We start from the raw sequence: 17142 nt of genomic DNA on the forward strand, positions 1-17142 counted from the left end.
CACCCGGGTGCTCGTCAGCTGACGAGCACCTGGGTGGAGGACTCCTTCAGCTTGCCGTTGGCCCACCGCATCTGCCGGAGGGTGTCCGGGTGGCAGCGCTTGGTGAGCTGCAGGAGGTCGCGGTGCTTGATGCCCTGGGCGGCCTGGCCGAGCATCTCCCAGTCCACCGACACGCCTCCCGCCTTCATGTAGATCTCCCGGAGGTCGCGCAGGAGGAGCAGTCCGGGAGCCTTCGCGCGCCCGACGAGCTCGCTGCTCCTCTCGAGCGCCCGCCCGACGAGGCCGGACTCGCCCTCGGCCTCCGGGTCGAGCTGCTCGCCGTACGCCTCGGCGATCTCGGCGATCTCGCGCACGTGGCGCTGGGACCATTCGGCGAGATCGCGGGCCACGTGGAAGATCTCGTGGTCGACCTTGTGCCGGTCCGCCACCTGCAGCAGCTCATGGGCGAGGTCGTTCTCCGAGCGGTGCAGCTCGCGCAGCACGATCCCGATCTTCATCGCCGACCTCCCGCCGTCTCCTCGATCTCCTCGTCGACCTGGGCGCCCGGGCCGCCACGGGTGGCCGGCACGTGCGCCGAGAGGGGCGCGGACGCCGTCGTCGTCGGGGCCTCCGACGGCGGACCGGCGCCCTGGCCGACCTTGCTCACCCTGGCGGCCGCCGTCTTGAAGATCGGCTGCTTCGACGCCGGGTCCCAGTCGGTGAGGGTGAGTTCGTTGGCGGCTCGGCCGGCGCCCTCGTGCTGATCACCGACGTCCCAGTACCCGTAGTGGAACGGCAGGAAGACGACGCCCTCGCGGATCCCGCTGACCCGTGCCCGCGCCCGGACGCCACCGCGCGGCGTGGTGATCTGCGTCAGGTCACCCTCGGTGATCCCGAGCAGTTCGGCGTCACCGGCGGAGATCTCGACCCACACGTCGGGTGCGGCCGCCTGCAGCTGGGGAATCCGCCCGGTCTTGGTGCGCGTGTGGAACTGGTAGACGGTCCGTCCGGTGATGAGCTGGAGCGGGAAGTCCTCGCTCGGCATCTCGTGCGGGGGCACGTACGCCGCCGCCTTGATGATCGCCTTGCCGCTCGGGTTCATGGCCTTGTACTCGACCGGCTCGAGCGGTGCGCCGGTGACCATGTCCCGGCCGTAGCTCTCGCAGTACTGCGGGTCGGCGAAGAACTTCCCGTCCGCGTACAGGCGTTCGGTGCCCTCCGGATTCTCGTCGTTGCACGGCCACTGGACGCCGCTGCCGCCGCGCAGCTTGTCGTAGGTGATGCCGGTGTAGTCGCACGGGCGGCCGCGGCTGCACTCCTTCCACGCCTCGAACGCGGACTCGGGGTCGTGCCACTTCACCAGCGGCTCGCCGTCCTTGTCCCGCAGGTCCATCCGCTCGGCGTAGTCGAGGAGGATTTCGAGGTCGGACCGGGCCTCGCCGGGCGGGTCGACCGCCTTCTCGGACAGGTGCACCGTGCGGTCGGTGTTGGTGAAGGTGCCGGTCTTCTCGCCCCACGTGGCCGCCGGGAGGACGACGTCGGCCAGCTGCGCCGTCTCCGAGAGGAAGATGTCCTGCACCACGAGGAAGAGCCGCTCCTGCTCGAGGATCGAGCGGATGCGGCCGAGCTCGGGCAGGGAGACCGCCGGGTTCGTGGCCTGGACCCACAGCATGCGGATCGACCCCTGCTCGGCGTAGCGCATCATCTGCATGACGTGCGTCGGCGGGGAGTAGTGCGGGATCTCCATCGGGTCGATGTTCCAGACCCGCGCCAGGTCGGCCACGTGGGCGTCGTTGGACCAGTTCCGGAACGCGGGCAGGTCGCCGTCGGCACCCGCTTCGCGAGTGTTCTCCGCCGTCGGCTGGCCGTTCATCTGCAGCAGGCCGCAGCCGGGGCGGCCTAGCATCCCCCGCACGAGGTGGACGTTGTTGACCTGGACGGCCGCGGCGGTGGCCTGGTGGGACTGGTAGAAGCCCTGGAGGACGGTGGACAGCAGGCGGTCCGTGGTGCCCAGGAGCCGTGCCGCCTCGCGGAGGTCGACCTCCGGGACGTCGCAGATCCGGGCGACCTTCTCCGGCGGGTACTCGCGGACCCGCTTGGCGAGCTCGTCGAAGCCGACCGCGTGGGCATCGACGTAGTCGTGGTCCACCCAGTCGTTGGCGATGATCTCGTGGAGCAGGCCGTTCATCAGGGCCACGTTGGTGCCCGGCCGCGGCGCCAGGTGCACGGTCGCCGCCCGCGCCACCGGCGTCGGCCTCGGGTCGACGCAGACGATGGCAGGAGGGTCCGGGCCGTCGAGGCGGTCGAGCACCCGCATCCACAGCACGGTCTGGGTCTCAGCCATGTTGTGTCCGAACAGGGCGATGACGTCGGCGTGGTCGATGTCCGTGTACGAGCCCGGCTGGCCGTCGCAGGCGAACGACTCCTTGAGCGACGCGGCCGCCGTCGCCGTGCACAGGCGTGTGTTGCCGTCCACGTGGTTGGTCCCGATGCCGCCGTGGGCCAGGACGCCGAGCGTGTAGTACTCCTCGAGGAAGAGCTGGCCGGTCGTGTAGAAGCCGACGGCGCTCGGGCCCTGCTCGGCGAGGAGCTCCTTGGTGCGCGAGGCCACGAGGCCCATCGCCTCCTCCCACGACGTCTCGACGAGCTCGCCGCCCTTGCGCACCAGCGGACGGGTGAGGCGGTCCGGCGAGGCGTTCGCCTGCCAGCCGTAGAGGTCCTTCGGACCCAGCCGCCCGTGGTTGACCCGGTCCTCGGCACGGCCCCGGACACCGACGATGCGGCCGTCGTCGACGGCGATGTCCAGGGCATCGCCGTTGGAGTGCAGGATCGACGCGGTCTGGACCCAGTCGACGGACTCGAGGTCCGCGCCGTCCTCGAGGTGGGTGTCCACCCGCACCGGCCAGGTGGCCCCGCGGGCATAGGGGGTTCGCGTCCCCCAGACGTCGGCTATCCGGTCGGTCCTGGCCATGCTGTCTCCTCGCAAGCCTCGTCGCCCTCGTCTCGCCGTTCGAGGCAACCAGCGAGCGAGGAGGGCCGCAACCGGAGCGGCTCAGTGCCGCCCGAGCTCAGACGCCCGCGGCGATGTCGCTGCGGTGCTGGGAGCCGGCCAGGCTGACGCGCTCGACGCCGGCGTAAGCGGCGGCCCGGGCGGCCTCGACGTCCTCACCGGTGCCGACCACGCTGAGGACGCGTCCGCCGGAGGAGACCAGCGCTCCGCCACCGTTGGTGGACGTGCCGGCGTGCAGCACGTGCACCCCGTCGAGGCTCTCGGCGTCCGGGAGGCCGGTGATCTCGTCGCCCTTGCGGACCCCGCCGGGGTAGCCGTGCGCGGCGACGACCACCGTCACGGCGCCGCCGCGGCTCCACTCCAGCGGTGGGGCGTCCGCCAGGTCGCCCTTGGCGACGGCGAGCAGTAGCGCCCCGAGGGGGGAGGCCAGGCGCGCGAGGACCACCTGGGTCTCCGGGTCCCCGAACCGCACGTTGAACTCGACGACGCGCAGTCCGCGGGAGGTCAGCGCGAGCCCGCAGTACAGCACGCCGGTGAACGGGGTGCCGCGCCGGGCCATCTCGGCAACCACCGGTCGGGCGACCCGGTCGAGGACCTGGGTGGTGAGGTCCTCGGGCGCCCAGGGCAGCGGCGAGTACGCGCCCATCCCGCCGGTGTTGGGTCCGGCGTCGCCGTCGCCGAGACGCTTATAGTCCTGGGCGGGGGCGAGGGGGACGACGTCGGCGCCGTCGCTGAGGCAGAACAGGGAGACCTCGGGACCGTCGAGGTACTCCTCGACGACGACGGCGGCCGCTCCGCCGGTGGCCGGATCGCCGCCGTCGTGCGCGAGGCAGGCGCGGGCGTGCGCCAGGGCGGCCTCCTTGTCGTCGGTGACGACGACGCCCTTGCCGGCCGCCAGCCCGTCGTCCTTGACGACGTAGGTGGGCCCGAAGGCGTCGAGGGCGTCGTCGACCTGCTCCTCGATGGTGCACACGCGAGCCATGGCAGTCGGCACGCCGGCAGCCGCCATGACCTCCTTCGCAAAGGCCTTCGAGCCCTCGAGGCGGGCGGCGGCGGCGTCGGGTCCGAAGCAGGGGATGCCGGCGGCGCGGACGGCATCGACGACACCGGCCACAAGCGGGGCCTCAGGGCCCACCACGACCAGGTCGGCGCCCATGTCTCGCGCCGCGGCGGCCACCGCCGCACCGTCGAGGATGTCGACGGCGACGGTGCGCGCGAGCGCCGCCATGCCGGGGTTGCCCGGTGCGACGACGAGCTCGTGGGACGACGGGTCCGTGGACAGGGTGCGGGCGAGGGCGTGCTCACGCGCGCCCGACCCGATCAGCAGGATCCTCACGAGGCCCGAGGGTAGCTGCTGCGGCAGGCCCGGCGCCTAGCCCGCCAGCCGCTGCCGCAGGGCGCGCAGCTGATCGGTCATCTCGGCGGGCAGACGGTCGCCGAACCGGGCGAAGTACTCCTCGGTGAGGTCGGCCTCGGAGGACCAGCTGTCCGGGTCCACCTCGAAGAGCAGGTCGAGGTCTTCCTGGCCCAGGTCGAGGCCGTCCAGGTTGAGATCCCGCGGCCTCGGCAGGCGCCCGGTGGGGGCGTCGACGGCAGCGACTTCACCGTTCACGCGTCGCAGTGCCCATTCGAGCACGCGGGAGTTCTCCCCGAAACCGGGCCAGACGATGCGGCCGTCACCGTCCCTGCGGAACCAGTTGACCTGAAAGATCCGCGGGGCCCCGTCGCCGAGGGTCTCGCCCATCTCGAGCCAGTGCGCCCAGTAGTCGGCCATGTTGTAGCCGCAGAACGGCAGCATGGCGAACGGGTCGCGGCGCAGCTGTCCGACGGCGCCCTCGGCCGCGGCGGTCTGCTCGGAAGAGACGGTCGCGCCGATGAAGACGCCGTGCTCCCAGTCGTAGGCCTCGGCGATCAGCGGGACGTTGGTGGCGCGGCGTCCGCCGAAGAGGATCGCGTCGATCGGGACCCCGCCGCGGTCTTCCCACTCGGGGGCGATGGAGGGCGCCTGGTCCGCGCGCACGGTGAACCGCGAGTTCGGGTGGGCGGCGGGCGTGCCGGACTCCGGCGTCCAGTCGTTGCCCTGCCAGTCGGTCAGGTGCTCGGGCGGGGTGTCGGTCAGTCCCTCCCACCAGACGTCGCCGTCGTCCGTCAGCGCCACATTGGTGAAGATGACGTCGTGATCGAGGGCGGCGATCGCCGTCGGGTTGGTGGACTCGCCGGTCCCCGGCGCGACCCCGAAGAACCCTGCCTCGGGATTGATGGCGTACAGCCGGCCGTCGGGCCCGGGACGCATCCAGGCGATGTCGTCGCCGATGGTCTCCACCTTCCAGCCCGGGATGGTGGGGCGGAGCATGGCGAGATTCGTCTTGCCGCACGCCGAGGGGAAGGCGGCAGCCAGGTGGTAGACGCGACCGTCCGGGCCGGTGATCTTCAGGATGAGCATGTGCTCGGCCAGCCAGCCCTCGTCGCGGCCGAGGACGGAGGCGATGCGCAGCGCGTAGCACTTCTTGCCGAGCAGGGCGTTGCCGCCGTACCCGGACCCGTAGGACCAGATCTCCCGCGTCTCCGGGAAGTGGCAGATGTACTTGGTGTCGTTGCACGGCCACGGCACGTCGCGCCTGGTGACGACCTCGTTCCCGTGCGTCACCACGAGCGGGTGGCCGACGGAGTGGACGGCCGGGACCCAGTCGGCCCCTTGCTCGATCCGCTCCAGGGCCGCGGCGCCCATGCGGGTCATGATCCGCATCGAGGCGACGACGTAGGCCGAGTCGGTGATCTCCACGCCGATCCGGGAGATCGGGCCGCCGACGGGACCCATGGAGAACGGCACCACGTACATCGTCCGGCCGCGCATGGAGCCGGCGAAGACCTCGCGCAGCTCCTCGCGCATGACGCCGGGCTCGGCCCAGTTGTTGGTGGGCCCGGCGTCGGCCTCCTGCTCCGAGCAGATGAAGGTGCGGGACTCCACGCGCGCGACGTCGGACGGCTCGGACCGGGCGAGGAAGCTCCTCGGGCGCTTGGCATCATCGAGCCGGACCAGCGTCCCGGCGGCGACCAGCTGGGACGTGAGCCGGCCGTACTCCTCCCGGGAACCGTCGCAGACGTAGATCCTCGCCGGCCGCGTGAGCGCCGCGATCTCCTGCACCCAGTCCACCAGGTCCGGGTCGGTGATCCTCAGACCGTCGAAGTCGGCGGCGGTCCTCGGCGCCGCATGGGTCATGACCATCGAACATCCTCCGCGTTCCGCAACGCTCGTCCGGCGCCGCTCTGTCCACTGTCCGCCCACCTCGAAGGGTCTACAACCGCAGGAGGGCTGAAACATCGGCCAAAGTTTCGGTACGGTCAACTCGTGAGCATCCAGCAGACCTCGACGGCCGCCAACGGCGCGACGGGTGGCGTGGCCGCCGACCCGATCGTGCTGGGGCGCCGCATCCGGCACGCCCGCACCTCCCGCGGCATGACCCTGCGCGAGCTCGCGGGGCTTGTCCGCTCGACGACGAGCCAGCTGTCCCTGATCGAGAACGGCCGCCGCGAACCGCGGCTCTCCCTGCTGACTGCGCTTGCCGACGCGCTGGGCACCACCCCGGGCGAGCTGCTGAGCCCGGAGCCGCCGCCGGACCGGCGCGCCGCCCTGGAGATCGCGCTCGAGCAGGCGCAGCGCGGACCACTCTTCGCCTCGCTCGGCGTGCCGGCGGTCAGGCCCGGCCGGCGTCTGCCGATGGATGCGCTGGAGTCGTTGGTGGCCCTGCACGGTGAGCTCGAGCAGCGTGCCCGTTCCACCATCGCGACGCCGGAGGAGGCGCGGCGCATCAACACCGACCTGCGCCACAAGGCACAGGCGCGTGACAACTACCTGCCGGACATCGAGGCGCTCGCCGAGGAGCAGGTGCGCGCCGTCGGGTACGCCGGCGGCGCGCTCACGCACCGCATGGTCGCGCAGATGGCCGAGCGGCTCGGGTTCACGATCATCCACGTCGACGACCTGCCCCACTCGACCAGGACGGTCACCGACCTCGAGAACGGCCGCATCTATCTGCCGCCCGCGTCGATCCCGGGCGGGTACGGGCTGAGGTCCCTGGCGCTGCAGGCCATGGCCCACCGCCTCTTCGGCCACAGTCGCCCGTCGAGCTACGGCGACTTCCTTCAGCAGCGCCAGCAGATCGCCTACTTCAACGCCTGCTGCCTCGTGCCACGGTTCGCCGCCGAGGAGTTCCTCGAGCGGACCAAGGCGGCGAAGGACCTTGCGATGGAGGACTTCCGGGACGCGTTCGGCATCACCCACCACGCGGCCGCGCAGCGGTTCACCAACCTCGCGACGTCGCTGCTCGGCATCCCCGTCCACTTCATCCGCGCCAACGACGACGGCGCCCTCTATCGCGGCTACGCCAACGACGGCGTGCCGCTCCCCGCGGATCCGTCCGGCGCCATCGAGGGCCAGCCGCTGTGTCGCAAGTGGGCGGCCCGGTCCGCGTTCGCCCGGCGCAACCGGTCCACCGAGTACCACCAGTACACCGACACCCCGGCCGGCACCTACTGGTGCAGCACCCAGACGGGCTCGGGCCGGGAGTCGGAGTTCTCCATCACGCTCGGGGTCCCGTTCGCGCACGCGAAGTGGTTCCGCGGCCGGGAGACGACCCGGCGCACGGTCTCGACCTGCCCCGACACCTCCTGCTGCCGGCATCCCGAGCCCGAGAAGGCGCAGCGGTGGCAGGACCGGTCCTGGCCGAGCGCCGCCATGCACGCACACGTGCTGAGCCCGCTGCCGACCGGGAACTTCCCCGGCGTCGACGACGTCGAGCTCTACGACTTCCTCGAGCGCCACGCCCCCGGCGACGACTGAGGACAGCGCGGCCCCGGCGCCGGACCTGTCCGGCGCCCGTCCTCAGCCGAGCAGGTCGTGCCGCACGATCGTCGCCTCGCGGTCCGGTCCGACGCCGATCGAGGAGATGCGCGTGCCACTCATCTCCTCGAGCGCGAGGACGTACTTCTGCGTGTTCTCCGGCAGCTCGTCGAAGGCCCGTGCCTGCGAGATGTCCTCCCACCAGCCGTCGAGGTACTCGTAGATCGGCGTGGCGTGGTGGAACGAGGACTGGTCGGGCGGCATCTCGTCGTGCCGGACACCGTCCACGTCGTACGCCACGCACACCGGGACCTTCTCCAGCCCGGTGAGCACGTCGAGCTTCGTCAGGACGAGATCGGTCAGCCCGTTCACCCGTCCGGCGTACCGGGCGATGACGGCGTCGTACCAGCCGGTGCGCCGTGGACGGCCGGTCGTGGTGCCGTACTCGCCACCGGTCTTGCGCAGGAACTCGCCGTCCTCGTCGAGCAGCTCGGTAGGGAACGGCCCCTCGCCCACCCGGGTCGTGTAGGCCTTGACGACACCGACGATGCGGTCGATGCGCGTCGGCCCGATCCCCGAACCGGTGCAGGCGCCGGCCGAGACGGCGGAGGAGGAGGTGACGAACGGATAGGTGCCGTGGTCGACGTCGAGCATGGTGGCCTGGCCGGCCTCGAAGACGACCGTCTGCCCGTCGTCGAGCGCCTTGTTGAGCGCCAGCGAGGTGTCCGCCACCATGGGGCGCAGCCGCTCGGTGTAGCCGAGCAAGGTCTCCGTGACCTCGTCGACGTCGACGGCGCGGCGGTTGAACACCTTGACCAGCAGCTGGTTCTTCTGCTGCAGCGCGCCCTCCACCTTCTGGCGAAGGATCGAGGCGTCGAACAGGTCCTGCACGCGGATGCCGACCCGGCTCATCTTGTCTGCGTACGTCGGTCCGATGCCGCGGCCGGTGGTCCCGATCTGCCGCTTGCCCAGAAAGCGCTCGGTGACCTTGTCGAGCGTGCGGTTGTACGGCGGGATGAGGTGGGCGTTCGCCGAGACGAGGAGCTTGGAGGTGTCCATGCCACGAGCCTCGAGCCCGTCGATCTCCTCGAAGAGCACCTCGAGGTCGATCACTACGCCGTTGCCGATCACCGGTACGCACCCCGGGGAGAGGATCCCGGATGGCAACAGGTGCAGGGCGTACTTCTCGTCGCCGACGACGACGGTGTGACCCGCGTTGTTCCCGCCGTTGAACTTCACGACGTAGTCGACCCGAGACCCGAGCTGGTCGGTCGCCTTGCCCTTGCCCTCGTCGCCCCACTGGGCTCCGACGACCACCACGGCTGGCATCTTGACTCTTCCTCTCGCTGCCACCGGCGCCGGTCGACGCCCCGAAGAGGCTACCCCGCTGCATCACGTGCGCAGACAGGCGGCTCAGGTTACGGTCGGTCGGCCACTACCCGACGGAGGCTACGAGTGATCGAGATCTCGGTGTCCGCGTCAGCCGCGACACTGACGGTCATCGGGGACCTGGACCTTGCCGAGCGGAGCCGGTTCCCCGAGGTGACCGCCCGGGTGGCGGGACTGCGCTCGGGACGGCTGGTGGTGGACCTGTGCCGGGCCACCTTCGTCGACTCCACCGGCGCGGCGTTCCTGATGACCCTCGCGAGCAGCACCACCAAGAGCGGTGGCTCCGCCGTCCTGCGGGGCGCTGAAGACAAGGAGCTGTTCGTCCTCGAGGTCTGCGGCGCCCTCGAGCTGTTCCAGCTCGAGAAGGATCACCGCTGCGACGACCGCGGGGAGCCGCCGGCCTGACGGTCCCGCGATCACCCCGGCGCTCTCGCCATCGTTCAGCGGCGCACGCGCGCCCACACCACCTTGCCGCCGGGTGCCGGCCGCCAGCCCCAATCGGCGAGCCTGTCCACGATGTGCATGCCGTACCCGCCAACGCGCGAGGTGTTCTGTTCCCTGGTCACCGGCGGTGCCGGGTTGCCCTCCTCGACCTCGATGCGCAGGCCGTCGCTGGTGGCCTGGAGTCGTAGCCCGACCCGACCCCATCCGTGCATGACGGCGTTGGACATCAGCTCGGAGACGACGAGCTCGGCGGCACTGACGTCCGCGACGTCCCAGGCGGCGCAGGCACGCCGGACCTCCTGCCGGGCGCGCGCGATCGAGCTCGGGTCGGAGGGCAGCTGCCAGCGGCGCCGGCGCGGTGCGGAGTCCTCCTCCTGTCCCCGACCGCCCGGCACGCGGATGACGACGACGGCGATGTCGTCCTCCGGCGCGTCGGCGAGCTGCAGCAGCTCCTCCCCCACGCCGGCGGCATCCGGTGCGTGCACCCCCCGCGTGAGCTGGATGAGTTCCTCCAGGCCCTGCCGCATGCCTCGGTCCCGGCGCTCGACGAGCCCGTCGGTGTACAGGACCAGCACATCGCCGGGCCGCACCCGTACCTGTGCGGTCTCCCGGGTCCCCCCGTCGAAGCCGATCAGGGGGCCACCGGCCTCGTCGAGCGTGATGACCTCGGAGCCGCGGCGCAGCAACGCCGGGAGGTGACCGGCACGGGCGTACCGGAGGTCCCACTCGTCTCCCCGACGTGTCATCGTCGCGTACACCAGGGAGGCGGTGCGCGGGATCCGCATCCCGGTGACCAGGCTGTCAACGCGACTCAGCACCGTGGCCGGGTCCGCGAGCTCCTGCGCGTAGGCCCGCACGACGGACCTGAGCTGGCCCATGGCAGCGGCGGCCTCGACGTCGTGACCGACGACGTCTCCGATGACGACGGCGACGGTGTCCTCGGCAAGGTTGACGACGTCGTACCAGTCACCGCCGACCTGGGCGTGCTCCACGTTCGGGGCGTAGTACGTCCAGACGTCGAGCTCCGGCACGTCGGCCTGCTCGGGGAGCATGGAGCGTTGCAGCGTCTCGGCGAGGAGGTGCTCCCGGGCGTACAGCTGTGCGTTGTCCATCGCCATGCCGACGCGGCGGGCGACCAGCTCGAGCACCGTGCCGACCTCGTCCGGAAGGATCGCGATGGACTCCTCCGCAGTCTCGCTGCCCAGCACGCCGCTGATCCGTGCCGAGGCCGGGCCGTGGTACGGCAACGCGACGAAGAGGCCCAGCGCCCGCAGACGTCCGAGCACGGGCAGGACCAGCACGCTGCCCTCGGCCTCCGGAGCCTCGGCCAGGCGCGGTGCCAGCAGGTCAAGGAGTCTGGCCGTGGCCGTGCCGGGCTCCCCGTGCGCGTCCGGCTCGAGACGCACGGTGCGCATGACGTTGCCCTCGAGAAGCTCCAGCACCGGGTCGCGCGCAAGGTCTTCCGCAGTGACCCGGCGGCGGTGGTCCGGCCGGTCGACGATCCGCTCGACCTCCTCCAGGTCGCGGCCCAGCACGAAGAAACCGCACCAGGCCACCACCTGACGCGTGACGAGATCGGCGATGGCGCGCAGGACGTCGGAGGAGTCCGGTTCCTGCAGGATGTCGGAGACGCGGGCGACGATGCTCAGGGCCAGCCGCGCTCGGCGCTCGATGTCGAGTCGCACCTGCTCGAGATGGGCGTTCTCCACCTGGGCGGAGACATCGCGGGAGACCGCCACCCACAGGGAGACCGATTCGTCGGCGGCCGGAGCAACCAGCGGGGTCAGCTCGATCGTCGCCCACACGCGCGAGCCGTCGCCACGCGTGACCAGGACTGTGATGTTGCCCGCCTCGCGGGACCTGAAGGTCTCGGCGATCTGCCGGGCACCGGCCTCGTCGATACCCGTCTGACGCAACAGCTCCGGCCCGCCGGCGCCCACGACGTCTGCGGGGAGCGCATACAGCTCGAGGGCTGCATCGTTGGCCATGAGCACCTCCCAGCCGCTGGCCGGGTCGCTCTCCTCACAGGCGAGCAGGACCACGCCCTCGGGCAGCTGACGCAGCACCTCGAGCGAGCCACCGAGCATGTCCTCCACCCGCCTGTCGGCGGCCTCGTTCCCCACTAGCCTCTCCGATCGTCTAACGTTCATCCACGTGTCCCCACTGCGAGAGGGGCCGCCCAGCGAGAGGACGAATTGTGACCGAACCACCCCTGCAGCCACAGGACGACGAGACGGCGGGCGCCACGACGGCAGCCGAGAGTGGGTCGGTGCACGTCATGGTCTCGCAGGAGCGGACCCGGCTCGTGCTTTCCGGCGAGGTCGACGTCGCCCTCAGCTCGGAGCTCGGCGAGGCGGTCACCGAGGCGGAGCGCGCCGGGCTGCCGGTGGAGATCGACGCACGGCACATCACGTTCATGGACTCCTCGGGCGTCTCGGTGCTCGCTCGTCTGGCGCGCCGGACGCCGGGCCGGCTCACACTCATCCAGCCGCCCGACGTCGTGCGCTTCCTTCTCGACGTGACTCGGATCGGCGAGGTCGTGGACGTCGTCGACGACGCACCGGGCTTCCCGAGAACGACGCCCGGCGGCGCCGCCTGAGCCGTCACGAAGACGCACGAGGCCCGGCACCCGCTCTCGGGGCGCCGGGCCTTTGCACATCCCGTCTCGTTCAGCGCTTCTGCCCGGCCGAGCGCAGCCACTCGCAGGCCTCGGTGACGCGCTGCGCCATGCCGGCCTCGGCGGCCTTGCCCCACGCACGGGGGTCGTAGGCCTTCTTGTTCCCGACGTCGCCGTCGACCTTCAGGACGCCGTCGTAGTTCTTGAGCATGTGGTCCGCGACGGGACGAGTGAAGGCGTACTGGGTGTCGGTGTCGATGTTCATCTTGATGACGCCGTTGTCGACCGCGAGGCCGACCTCCTCGGAGGTGGAACCGGAACCGCCGTGGAAGACGAGGTCGAAGGGCTTGTCCTTGCCGACCTCCTTGCCGACAGCCTCCTGGATCTGGCCCAGCAGCTCGGGACGCAGCTTGACGGCCCCGGGCTTGTACACGCCGTGCACGTTGCCGAAGGTGAGGGCGGTGAGGTAGCGGCCCTTCTCCCCGGTGCCGAGGGCGCGAACGGTCGCCAGCCCGTCCTCGGGCGTGGTGTAGAGCTTGTCGTTGATGGCGGCCTCGTGGCCGTCCTCCTCGCCGCCGACCACGCCGATCTCGATCTCGAGGAGGGTCCGTGCCTGCTGGGAGAGCTCGAGGAGCTCCTCGGCGATGACGAGGTTCTCGTCGATCGGCACGGTCGAGCCGTCGAACATGTGGGACTGGAAGGTCGGCAGCTTGCCGGCCGCGACCTCCTCGGCCTCCAGGGCGAGCAACGGCCGGACCCAGCTGTCGAGGTTTTCCTTGGTGCAGTGGTCGGTGTGCAGCGCGATGGTGACGCCGTAGTTCTTCGCCACCTCGTGGGCGTACCGGGCGAGCGCGACGGTTCCGGTCACGCGGTCCTTGATCGTGGACCCGGACGCGTACTCGCCGCCGCCGACGGACACCTGGAGGATGCCGTCGCTCTCGGCCTCGGCGAATCCGCGCAGCGCCGCGGTCACGGTCTGGGAGGACGTGACGTTGATCGCCGGGTAGGCGAAGCTGCCGGCCTTCGCCCGGTCGATCATCTCGGCGTAGGACTCGGGGGTTGCGATGGGCACGGTGGTGTCTCCTGGAGGGTGGGCTGTCAGGGGCTGAGGCACTGATCATCCCACCATGGGGCGCCGAGACGCGAAGTCCGTTCACGATGCGCACCGGCACGAGTCTCGACGGCGGAGGATCAGGCCGGCTCGGCGTGCTCGAGCATCCACGAGTGCATCGCGACGGCGGCCGCGGCACCGGCGTTGATGGACCGCGTCGACCCGTACTGGCTGATGTGCAGGATCTCCGCGCACGCCTGACGCGCCGCGGCGCTCAGCCCGGCGGACTCCTGCCCGAACAGCATGACCAACTCCCGCGGCAGGGCCCGCCCCTCGATCGGCACCGATCCGGGGACGTTGTCGATCCCGACGACCGGCAGGCCGGCGTGGCGCGCCCAGTCGAGCAGACCGGCGACGTCCTCGTGGTGACGCAGGTGGACGTAGCGGTCGGTGACCATGGCGCCGCGCCGGTTCCAGCGCCGTCGTCCGACGATGTGAACCTCGGCGACGGCGAAGGCGTTGGCGGTGCGCACCACCGATCCGATGTTCATGTCGTGCGCGAAGTTCTCGACGGCGACGTGCAACGGGTGCCGCCGGGTGTCGAGATCGGCGACGATCGCCTCGACCGTCCAGTACCGGTACCGGTCGTCGACGTTGCGCCGATCCCCGGCCGCCAGCAGCTCTGGGTCGTAGCGCGGGTCGTCGGGCCACCTCTGAGGTCCGCCCGGCCACGGGCCGACGCCGACCTGCCGGTCCGCCATCTCGCTCGCCTGCTCCACCCCGGTAGTGTCGCGCACGGAGGAGGTGCGATGACCGAGACTGCGCCGATCGAGAACTGGCTGACCGACATGGACGGGGTCCTGGTCCACGAGGGCATGGCGCTCGACGGGGCGCCAGAGTTCATCGCCCGGCTGACCGAGAAGGGCCGGCCGTACCTGGTCCTGACGAACAACTCGATCTTCACGCCCCGGGACCTCGCGGCCCGCCTGTCGGCCTCGGGCATCGAGGTGCCGGAGGAGCGGCTGTGGACCTCGGCGCTGGCCACGGCGACGTTCGTGGCCCAGCAGATGCCGGGCGGGCGCGCGTACGTCATCGGCGAGGCCGGACTGACGACGGCCCTGCACGAGGCCGGCTACATCCTCACCGACACCAGGCCCGACTACGTCATCCTCGGCGAGACCCGGACGTACTCGTTCTCCTCGATCACGACGGCGGTCCGGCTGATCAAGGGCGGCGCCCGGTTCATCGCCACCAACCCGGACTCGACCGGGCCGTCCGCGGACGGCCCGCTGCCCGCCACGGGCGCGGTCGCCGCGATGATCAGCAAGGCGACCGGCCGCGAGCCGTACTTCATCGGCAAGCCCAACCCGGTGATGATCCGGGCGGCGCTCAACCGGATCGAGGCGCACTCGGAGGCGACGGCGATGGTGGGCGACCGGATGGACACCGACGTGCTCGCCGGCATGGAGGCGGGCCTGCGCACCTTCCTGGTGCTCACCGGCTCCACGTCGGTCGACGAGGTCGAGCGCTACCCGTACCGGCCCAACGAGGTGCGCCCGTCGGTGAAGGACCTGATCGACCTGGTGTGAGCCGGCGTCAGGTCACTGCTCGCGCAGCTCGTCGGGGTAGCCCTGCGGCTGTTGCCCCTCGGTCGGACGTCCGGCGTCCCGGCTCGGGTCGTAGCCGCCGCGCTGCCCGCCGAAGGACGGCGTGGCCTGCCCCGGTGCCGGCTGCTGCGTGGTCGGCGCGTAGGTACCGGTGCTGCCCTGGGTGTCGGCGAAGCTCACGCGCGGCGCGGTACGCACCACGGCGTCGTTGACCTCGAAGTACTCGGCCCGGCGGAAGCCGAACATCGACGCGATGACGTTCGGGGGGAAGGCCTCGACCCTGGTGTTGAGCTGGCGGACGTTGCCGTTGTAGAAGCGGCGGCCCGCGGCGATCCGGTCCTCGGTGTTGGTGAGCTCGTCCTGCAGCGCGAGGAAGGACTGCGAGGCCCGCAGATCCGGGTACGCCTCGGCGACGGCGAAGAGGCGCCCGACGGCGGCGGAGAGCTCGTTCTCCTGCCGCGCCTGCTGCGCGGGCGTGGACCCCGGTGTGGCGGCCTCGGCGCGGGCGCGGGTGACCTCCTGGAAGAGCTGACGCTCGTGGGCGGCGTAGCCCTTGACCGTCTGCATGAGGTTGGGGATCAGCTCGTAACGGCGGTGGAGCTCGACGTCGATCTGCCGCCAGGCTTCCTGGACCAGGTTCCGCAAGCGCACGAAGCCGTTGTAGGTCGCGATCGCCCAGATGAGGACGACCACGACCACCACACCGACGATGATCAGGATCGGGACGATGGCGTCCATGGCGGTCTCCCCCGCTCGAGGTTTGTTCGCCGGGCGATTCAACCACAGCGGCCGGTCTGGCTCAGTCGAGCTGCAGGTCCGCCTTGTCGAGCGCGAAGAGGTAGGGCAGAGCCGCCTCGGCGATGCGTTCGCGGACGCCGGTGTCCCGGTCGACGACGACCGCGGCGGCGACCACCTCGGCGCCCGCCTCCCGCAGCGCCTCGACCGCCGTGAGGACGCTCCCGCCGGTGGTGGAGGTGTCGTCGAGCGCGACCACCCGCCGACCGGCGACATCGGGCCCCTCGACGCGCCGCTGCATGCCGTGCGCCTTGGCCTCCTTGCGCACGACGAAGGCGTCCAGCTCGAGACCGCGGGACGCGGCCGCGTGCAGGATCGACGCCGCCACGGGGTCCGCGCCGAGGGTCAGGCCGCCGACCGCGTCGATCTCTTCCGGGCCGAAGCCGTTCTCCTCGAGCAGGTCGAGCATGACGTGGCCGATGAGCGGCGCGGCGGCGTGGTGCAGGGTCGCGCGGCGCATGTCGACGTAATGGTCGGAGGTCCGGCCGGAGGAGAGGGTCACCTGGCCGTGCACGACGGCGATCTCGCGCACGAGCGCGGCCAGCTGGGAACGCGGGGTGTCGTTGGGGATGCTCACGGCGGCCAGCGTAGCCGTGCCCTCAGAGCAGGGCCCGCGCCGAGGCGCCGGGGCCGGCGACCCGCCGCACGAGGGCCCGCGGAGCCACCTTGAGCACGGCGGCGATCGCGCCGTACCGCAGGGTCGGGACACAGACCACCTGGCCGCGGCGCACCGCACGCAGCCCGGCGGTGGCGACCCGCTCGACGTCGATCCACCCGATCGAGGGCCACACGGACGGGTCGACGCCGGCACTGGCGTGGAACTCGGTCCGGACCAGGCCCGGACACAGTGCCGTCGCCGTCACCCGGGTGCCGGAGAGCTCTGCGGCGAGGCCTTCGGTGAACCTGACGACCCAGGCCTTGTGCGCCGCGTAGGTGCCCATGGCGGTACCGGCGGCGACCGAGGCGACGTTGAGGATCGCGCCATGCCGGCGGGCGACCATGGACTCGGCGGCCACCTTGGACAGCACGAGCACGGAGTGGACCATGACGGCGAGCGCCTGCTCCTCCCGCGCGGTGTCGCCGCCGACGAACCGCTGCCCGAGGCCGAACCCGGCGTTGTTGACGAGCAGCCCGATGGCGCGCTCGTCCCGGCGGATGCGTGCGGCGACGACCTCGCGGCCGTCCGCCGTCGCCAGGTCCGCGGGCAGGACCTCGACGTCGACGCCGGCGGCGGCCCGGATGCGGCGGGCGGTGGACTCGAGGCGCTCGGCGGTGCGGGCGACGAGCACCAGATGGTGGTTTGCGGCGGCCAGCTGCCAGGCCAGCTCGAGCCCGATGCCCGACGTGGCCCCGGTGACGAGGGCGGTTCCCATGGGGCGAGCGTAGAAGAACCGCACCGGTGGCTGCAGT

15 protein-coding genes are annotated in these 17142 nt (G+C 71.4%); 4 read left to right on the forward strand and 11 right to left on the reverse strand.

Annotated elements, in window-relative coordinates; all coding sequences use genetic code 11:
- Window positions 1–14 precede the first annotated feature (14 nt).
- The 4 genes from ABD907_RS04850 to ABD907_RS04865 all read right to left on the reverse strand — a co-directional run bounded on the left by ABD907_RS04850 (window position 15) and on the right by ABD907_RS04865 (window position 6209).
- The gene (locus ABD907_RS04850) at window positions 15–497 is read right to left on the reverse strand and encodes a hypothetical protein (protein ID WP_345215330.1); all 483 of its coding nucleotides are present in this window, start codon (window positions 495–497) and stop codon (window positions 15–17) included.
- The gene (locus ABD907_RS04855; RefSeq protein ID WP_345215331.1) at window positions 494–2950 is read right to left on the reverse strand and encodes a molybdopterin oxidoreductase family protein; all 2457 of its coding nucleotides are present in this window, start codon (window positions 2948–2950) and stop codon (window positions 494–496) included. The genes ABD907_RS04850 and ABD907_RS04855 overlap by 4 nt, the downstream gene beginning before the upstream one ends.
- Window positions 2951–3047: 97 nt before the next feature.
- Entirely contained in the window at window positions 3048–4325 is a 1278-nt protein-coding gene (gene purD / locus ABD907_RS04860) for a phosphoribosylamine--glycine ligase (protein WP_345215332.1), read from the reverse strand.
- 36 nt (window positions 4326–4361) lie between these two features.
- A complete protein-coding gene (locus ABD907_RS04865; protein WP_345215446.1) occupies window positions 4362–6209 on the reverse strand; it encodes a phosphoenolpyruvate carboxykinase (GTP) in 1848 nt (615 codons plus the stop codon).
- 129 nt (window positions 6210–6338) lie between these two features.
- On the opposite strand from ABD907_RS04865, the gene ABD907_RS04870 reads away from it, so the two are divergent.
- Window positions 6339–7829, forward strand: a complete 1491-nt coding sequence (locus ABD907_RS04870; protein ID WP_345215333.1) for a helix-turn-helix domain-containing protein — start codon at window positions 6339–6341, stop codon at window positions 7827–7829.
- A 42-nt stretch (window positions 7830–7871) separates the two neighbouring features.
- Here ABD907_RS04870 and ABD907_RS04875 read toward each other — a convergent pair whose 3' ends face one another.
- Window positions 7872–9158, reverse strand: a complete 1287-nt coding sequence (locus tag ABD907_RS04875) for an adenylosuccinate synthase (protein ID WP_345215334.1) — start codon at window positions 9156–9158, stop codon at window positions 7872–7874.
- A gap of 126 nt (window positions 9159–9284) precedes the next feature.
- On the opposite strand from ABD907_RS04875, the gene ABD907_RS04880 reads away from it, so the two are divergent.
- Entirely contained in the window at window positions 9285–9623 is a 339-nt protein-coding gene (locus ABD907_RS04880; protein WP_345215335.1) for an STAS domain-containing protein, read from the forward strand.
- A gap of 35 nt (window positions 9624–9658) precedes the next feature.
- Here ABD907_RS04880 and ABD907_RS04885 read toward each other — a convergent pair whose 3' ends face one another.
- The gene (locus ABD907_RS04885) at window positions 9659–11785 is read right to left on the reverse strand and encodes a SpoIIE family protein phosphatase (RefSeq protein ID WP_345215336.1); all 2127 of its coding nucleotides are present in this window, start codon (window positions 11783–11785) and stop codon (window positions 9659–9661) included.
- A 74-nt stretch (window positions 11786–11859) separates the two neighbouring features.
- Here ABD907_RS04885 and ABD907_RS04890 point away from each other — a divergent pair, with 74 nt between their 5' ends.
- Entirely contained in the window at window positions 11860–12261 is a 402-nt protein-coding gene (locus tag ABD907_RS04890; RefSeq protein ID WP_345215337.1) for an STAS domain-containing protein, read from the forward strand.
- Between the two features lie 70 nt (window positions 12262–12331).
- Here the strand turns inward: ABD907_RS04890 and fbaA are convergent, their stop codons facing one another.
- A complete protein-coding gene (fbaA, locus tag ABD907_RS04895; protein ID WP_345215338.1) occupies window positions 12332–13351 on the reverse strand; it encodes a class II fructose-bisphosphate aldolase in 1020 nt (339 codons plus the stop codon).
- 119 nt (window positions 13352–13470) lie between these two features.
- The gene (locus ABD907_RS04900; RefSeq protein WP_345215447.1) at window positions 13471–14091 is read right to left on the reverse strand and encodes a TrmH family RNA methyltransferase; all 621 of its coding nucleotides are present in this window, start codon (window positions 14089–14091) and stop codon (window positions 13471–13473) included.
- Window positions 14092–14139: 48 nt separating this feature from the next.
- Between ABD907_RS04900 and ABD907_RS04905 the strand changes: the two genes are divergently transcribed.
- The gene (locus ABD907_RS04905; RefSeq protein WP_345215339.1) at window positions 14140–14919 is read left to right on the forward strand and encodes an HAD-IIA family hydrolase; all 780 of its coding nucleotides are present in this window, start codon (window positions 14140–14142) and stop codon (window positions 14917–14919) included.
- Window positions 14920–14931: 12 nt separating this feature from the next.
- Here ABD907_RS04905 and ABD907_RS04910 read toward each other — a convergent pair whose 3' ends face one another.
- The 3 genes from ABD907_RS04910 to ABD907_RS04920 all read right to left on the reverse strand — a co-directional run bounded on the left by ABD907_RS04910 (window position 14932) and on the right by ABD907_RS04920 (window position 17105).
- Window positions 14932–15675: a LemA family protein gene (locus ABD907_RS04910; protein ID WP_345215340.1), complete on the reverse strand. Its 744-nt coding sequence runs from the start codon at window positions 15673–15675 to the stop codon at window positions 14932–14934.
- 61 nt (window positions 15676–15736) lie between these two features.
- Complete coding sequence (pyrE, locus tag ABD907_RS04915) at window positions 15737–16303, reverse strand: orotate phosphoribosyltransferase (RefSeq protein ID WP_345215448.1); 567 nt, start codon at window positions 16301–16303, stop codon at window positions 15737–15739.
- A 28-nt stretch (window positions 16304–16331) separates the two neighbouring features.
- Window positions 16332–17105, reverse strand: a complete 774-nt coding sequence (locus ABD907_RS04920) for an SDR family NAD(P)-dependent oxidoreductase (protein WP_345215341.1) — start codon at window positions 17103–17105, stop codon at window positions 16332–16334.
- Window positions 17106–17142 lie beyond the last annotated feature (37 nt).

The sequence above is a fragment of the Georgenia halophila genome (assembly GCF_039541595.1).

What these genes read in the sequence shown, in the direction of transcription:
- ABD907_RS04850 (WP_345215330.1), bottom strand. Translation starts at nt 497, where the DNA reads ATGAAGATCGGGATCGTGCTGCGCGAGCTGCACCGCTCGGAGAACGAC.
- ABD907_RS04855 (WP_345215331.1), bottom strand. Translation starts at nt 2,950, where the DNA reads ATGGCCAGGACCGACCGGATAGCCGACGTCTGGGGGACGCGAACCCCC.
- ABD907_RS04865 (WP_345215446.1), bottom strand. Translation starts at nt 6,209, where the DNA reads ATGACCCATGCGGCGCCGAGGACCGCCGCCGACTTCGACGGTCTGAGG.
- ABD907_RS04875 (WP_345215334.1), bottom strand. Translation starts at nt 9,158, where the DNA reads ATGCCAGCCGTGGTGGTCGTCGGAGCCCAGTGGGGCGACGAGGGCAAG.
- ABD907_RS04900 (WP_345215447.1), bottom strand. Translation starts at nt 14,091, where the DNA reads ATGGCGGACCGGCAGGTCGGCGTCGGCCCGTGGCCGGGCGGACCTCAG.
- ABD907_RS04905 (WP_345215339.1), top strand. Translation starts at nt 14,140, where the DNA reads ATGACCGAGACTGCGCCGATCGAGAACTGGCTGACCGACATGGACGGG.
- ABD907_RS04910 (WP_345215340.1), bottom strand. Translation starts at nt 15,675, where the DNA reads ATGGACGCCATCGTCCCGATCCTGATCATCGTCGGTGTGGTGGTCGTG.
- ABD907_RS04920 (WP_345215341.1), bottom strand. Translation starts at nt 17,105, where the DNA reads ATGGGAACCGCCCTCGTCACCGGGGCCACGTCGGGCATCGGGCTCGAG.